We start from the raw sequence: 4,861 nt of genomic DNA on the forward strand, positions 1-4,861 counted from the left end.
ACATAGATTCAAAACTAATCTACGGCACATAAATTGCTAATCGTTCATCTGTAATGGAGCGTGCTCTGATAATTGATGACGACCAGCTGATCCACTATGCAATCTCGAAGACCCTCAAGGGGGAGTGTGGAGAAGTGAAGATGGTAACAGCGGCGACTGATGCCCTTCGAGAAATCAGTTCCTGTTGCTACTGTCTCTGCTTTTTTAATATTGGCCTCCCCGGTGTTGATTCGATCGGACTTCTGGAGAAGATAACGGAAATCTCGCCCGACACGAAGATCATCGGCATGACTGGAAGTCATAAGGACACAGTTGTGGAGGGAAAGGCAGAGGAGCATCTGTTCCACCTTCTCGAGAAGCCCTTCGAGATCAGCGAATTGAAGGCAGTGGCCGCTCAGGCGTTGGGAAATGGCTTCGGAAAGCCTTTTGCACACGAGAGGAGGGCACGGCGGATACCCTCGAACGAAGCCGTCACCTATTCTATCACCACGCTTGAGTATGGAATACCCACCACCTTAAGTCTCAGGGGCCAGCTTATCGATATAAGTGACATCGGTGCCAGCCTTAAAACGCTTTATCCGCTCGAACCGGGTCAGATGATCGTCATGGTCCTCAATGCAAAGAAGTCTCCTTACCGAACAGGGATTGTCAGGCGAAGCGAGGTGATCGACGAGAATAGGATGCAGCGTGTCGGTATCGAGTTCTTAGAGTGCTGAGAAAACACGCCCTCATTTTTCCCTGGGCTACCCGTCTAACCCCAGCTTCTTTGCCTGATATCTGAAGGAATCATAACTTATGCGCAGCAGCTTGGCCGCAACGGCCTTGTTGCGCTTTGCCCGTTCGAGTGCTTGCACAATGAGGTCCCTCTCAAGGTCATCGAGGGAAATGCCATCTTCGGGAAGTATAAACTTCTTCTCCGCAGCAGGCACTCCTGTGGCGCCAGACGGGCTGAATATCTCCTTCGGGAGGCGTTCAGGCGTTATCACTTCGGCCTCTCTCTCAAGAACCACAATTCTCTCAATGACATTCTTGAGTTCCCTCACGTTCCCAGGCCACCTGTAGGCGCGCATAAGCTCCTCTGCTTGAGGAGAAAAGCCCCGCAACCTCTTGTTGTTATACCTGGCGGCAAACTGCCCCAGGAAATAGTTCGCCAGCAAGGAAAGGTCTGATCCCCTTTCCCTGAGCGGGGGGATATGGAGCGAAAATACATTGAGCCTATAAAAGAGGTCCATTCTGAATCCTCCCTTTTCAATCGCCTCGGAAAGATCCCTGTTGGTCGTCGCGATAACGGTCACCTCGATCGGGATCTCCTCTCGTCCCCCGATCCGTCGTACTGCCCTCTCTTCGAGGACCCTCAGCAGCTTGCTCTGGAGATCTATCTTCATCTCGCCTATCTCGTCAAGGAGGATCGTCCCCTCGTTAGCGAGTTCGAAGATCCCCTTCTTCTCGACTTTTGCATCGGTGAAGGCGCCCTTCTCGTGTCCGAAAAGTTCGCTCTCAAGCAGGGTCTCCGGCAAGGCACTGCAATTCACCGCGATATACGGAGAGTAGCGGCCGCTATCTTCGTTCATCATCCGGTGCAGGCTCCGTGCCACCATCTCTTTGCCGACCCCGCTTTCGCCTGTAATCATAACGCTCTGAACACGGGACAGGGCTATCTTTTCCATTTGAGACTTGAGCTCGCTCACAGCGCCGCATTCCCCGATAAACTCTTTTTCGAACCGCTCCTCAAAAAACTTTCTGAGGTAACCGACCTCGTGTTTGAGTCTCCCCTTTTCGATGATGTTTCCTATAACAATCTTCACCTCGTCGATGTTAAAGGGCTTGGTCAGGTAATCCGCAGCGCCGAGCTTCATGCATTTCACCGCCGTTTCAAGGTTATCTTCCGAGGTGAGCATGATCACCTGGGTATTGAGATCGAGTCCCCGTATCTCCGAAAGGATATCGACGCCGCTTGTCATGGGCAGGTTCACATCCAGCAGCATGACGTCGGGAAACCATGACCTGACGGTCTCCACAACAGCGTCGAACCGGCTGCTCTCGCCTCGAACCTCGTAGCCCTCGCTCTTCAGCGCCCTGGAAAGCATCGAAACGATGATGCCGTCGTCGTCTACAAGAAAAATCTTTCCCTTTTCCTTCATGCCTCGTGGGCCTCCTCTATTTTCCTGACCGGGAGTGCGATTTCGAAGGTGGTCCCCGATCCAGAGTCGCTGCTGACGCTGATGGAGCCCCCGTGCTGCTCGATGAGGCGCTTCGTAATCGGCAGCCCCAGGCCGGTGCCCCTCGGCTTTGTCGTAAAGAAAGGCTCAAAAAGCCTTTCCTGAACGTCCTTGCCGATGCCGCCCCCTGTGTCGGCAATGCTGATGCGAATAAGGGAATCCGACGGATCGTAAGAGGTTTTCACCGACAACGTCCCGCCGTTGGGCATGGCGTCGACTGCATTGAGCAGGAGATTCATGAAAGCCTGCTGAAGCTTCATAGGGTCAGCCATCGTCCCGGGCAGATTGGGACCGAAGGCCTTTACTATGATCACCGCGCTAGCTGCACGCGGGCCGGATACGTTCTTAAGCGTGAAGGCCATGGCGGAATCAAGGATCGCATTGACTGTCACGGGAACGAGGTGGGGCAGGGAAGGCCTCGCAAAATTGAGGAGCTCCTTCATCAGCAGTTCCATCTGCCGTATCTCGGTGATCATGTTTCGGAGGACCGTCTGATGGTCCTCCGAGAGCTCCAACTCACCAAGCAGTACCTCGGCGGACACCTTGATGCCGGCCAGATAATTTTTGAGCTCGTGTGTGAGACCCGCCGCGAGGGCGCCCGCGACCTTCAGCTGCTCTGCCCTCTGGAGACTCTCCTCGGTCGTCTTCCGCTCCGAAATGTCCCTGTCCATGGCGAGGACGTATTTATGGTTCCCGAGATCGAGCAGCCCCGCCCCCATCTCTACAGGGAAGACCGTACCGTCTTTCTTGCGGTGAGTAACCTCGGCCTTCACCCACTCCCCCTTGAGGATTCGCGCTATCAGAGAAGAATTTCCGTTTGAAGGATCAACGGGGAGGATGTCTGACATCTTCAGTGTCAACAATTCACCGACTGTATAGCCGTGCATCCTCGCCGCCGCCTCATTTGCGGAAAGAATCCTCAGTCCGTTCTTCTCGTCCCCGTCAAGGAGGAAGATGGCATCACCTGCTCTTTCGAAGAGCATTCGGTAGCGTTTTTCACTATCCTCCACCCTCAGCATCTGTTCCTTTAGGGAATTTGCCATCTCGTTAAAGGACTCCGCCACTTCACCGAATTCCTCCTTCAGGGGTCCGACGCGATAGTCCAGATCGCCCCTCTTCAACGATCTTGTGGCTCGAAGGAGCATCGTCATCTGTTTACCGAATCCCCTCAAGTACAGAAAGGAGAAGCCACCCGCAATCAACGGCGTTATCGCCAGGAGGAAGAAGAGTATGCTCTTCGTCCTCCTGATCTCCTGCATCGCGAGCTCCGTCTTCCCCATCAGTTTCTGGCTCGTAAGGGCGATCATCGCATTGACCTTTGTGACTAATTCCTCCCCCACCCTGAAGACGGCGTCTTCTTCTTCACGCAGCCTGTCCGCATTGGCCCGTATCGTCGTGACCCTGCTCAGACCTTCCCGGTATCGCGTGACCTCGTCCTTCAGAGCAGAAAGCCTTGCCGTTACTTCCTGCGAATGATGGCAGCCGAAGCAGACCTGCACCCCCTGTTCCATGCTCAGCACGTCGGTCACCAATGTGTCGACCCCACGGGCATGACGCGTACCTCTCAGACTGAGGTCGTATTGAACCCTCTTTATCTGTATCAGGAGGTGCTCCCTCAGTATCTCGACCTGATGGAGTCTTATCAGGTTGTCGAGATTGGATGTGGTCCTCTCGATACTGGCGATGATATACGAGCCTGTCACGATAAACACCATCGAACAAGTCGCCAGGAATATTATGATCCTTTTCTTCATCAGTCGTTCATGTAGTCATAGGTGGCGAGATCAAGGCCCGCGATCCTCGCATACCTTACCACCGGCTCGTAATCACTATCCGTCGTCTCAATAAACCTGCGGGCCCCGAAATTCGCCAGGATGTAAATCCCTTCACGGTCGTCGTGCATGGTCAGCAACGCTTCCTTGAGCTTCTCCTTGAGGGACGGATCGAGGTCTTTTCGCACGGCGAGGCCGTTTTCAGGCACCTCGGGGGATTTATCGAGTACGAAGAGTTCCTTTCCTGCCGCAGGGTTTTCTTTCACGACATGTTCGAATATCGTGTTTTTTGCCGCCCCGATATCGGCCCTCCTGTTCATCACGTCCATAATCGCGTCTTCGTGAGTCCCGGCAAAATATGCCTCCTTCAAATACGTCTTGTAATTCCTTATTCCGTTCCGGGAAAAGTATTGGAGGGGCAGGAGGTAGCCTGCGGTCGTCGCCTTATCCACAAAGACAAATCTCTTTCCCTTCATATCTTGCGCCGTCCTGATTCCACTGTCCTTCCTCACAAAAATCAGGCCGTGATACGTAGACCTGCCGTCAAGGCCCTCGGGTCGTGCAAGGACCTCGACCCCGAGCTTCGCGTGCGCCAGGGTGTAGGTGAAACTCCCGAAGAAGGCGCCGTCCAGGCCGGCAGAAACGAAATTGTCGATAATATTGCCGTATCGGGAAAGGACCTTGAGCTCTATCTTCCTCCCCACCCGCTTCGAAAGATAGTCGACAAGAGGTCTGTATCGGTCCAGTTGGTCAAATATCTGCTGTTCGGGGATGAGACCTATGAGGAGAGGGCGCTGCTGAGGGACTCGCTGAGGCTTGAAGGCTTCTGTTGCCGGTTTCTCGCAGCCCGCCAGGACTGCCAGAAAGAGG

Annotated in this window: 4 protein-coding genes; 1 reads left to right on the forward strand and 3 read right to left on the reverse strand. The window is 54.0% G+C overall.

The features are described from left to right. The first annotated feature begins 53 nt into the window (after window positions 1-53). Entirely contained in the window at window positions 54-716 is a 663-nt protein-coding gene (locus VFG09_14695; protein ID HET6516400.1) for a response regulator, read from the forward strand. Between the two features lie 27 nt (window positions 717-743). Here VFG09_14695 and VFG09_14700 read toward each other — a convergent pair whose 3' ends face one another. The 3 genes from VFG09_14700 to VFG09_14710 form a co-directional block, all read right to left on the reverse strand. After that, window positions 744-2,141: a sigma-54 dependent transcriptional regulator gene (locus tag VFG09_14700; GenBank protein HET6516401.1), complete on the reverse strand. Its 1,398-nt coding sequence runs from the start codon at window positions 2,139-2,141 to the stop codon at window positions 744-746. Next, complete coding sequence (locus VFG09_14705) at window positions 2,138-3,973, reverse strand: ATP-binding protein (protein HET6516402.1); 1,836 nt, start codon at window positions 3,971-3,973, stop codon at window positions 2,138-2,140. The genes VFG09_14700 and VFG09_14705 overlap by 4 nt, the downstream gene beginning before the upstream one ends. Next, window positions 3,973-4,861, reverse strand: an 889-nt coding sequence (locus VFG09_14710) for a phosphate/phosphite/phosphonate ABC transporter substrate-binding protein (protein ID HET6516403.1), incomplete at its 5' end; no start/stop codon positions are given. The genes VFG09_14705 and VFG09_14710, both read right to left, overlap by 1 nt.

This window comes from Thermodesulfovibrionales bacterium (genome assembly GCA_035686305.1).
Classification (GTDB): domain Bacteria; phylum Nitrospirota; class Thermodesulfovibrionia; order Thermodesulfovibrionales; family UBA9159; genus DASRZP01.

Excerpts from the sequence above, each read along its gene's own strand:
- VFG09_14695 (HET6516400.1), top strand. The coding sequence starts at position 54 with ATGGAGCGTGCTCTGATAATTGATGACGACCAGCTGATCCACTATGCA.
- VFG09_14700 (HET6516401.1), bottom strand. The coding sequence starts at position 2,141 with ATGAAGGAAAAGGGAAAGATTTTTCTTGTAGACGACGACGGCATCATC.
- VFG09_14705 (HET6516402.1), bottom strand. The coding sequence starts at position 3,973 with ATGAAGAAAAGGATCATAATATTCCTGGCGACTTGTTCGATGGTGTTT.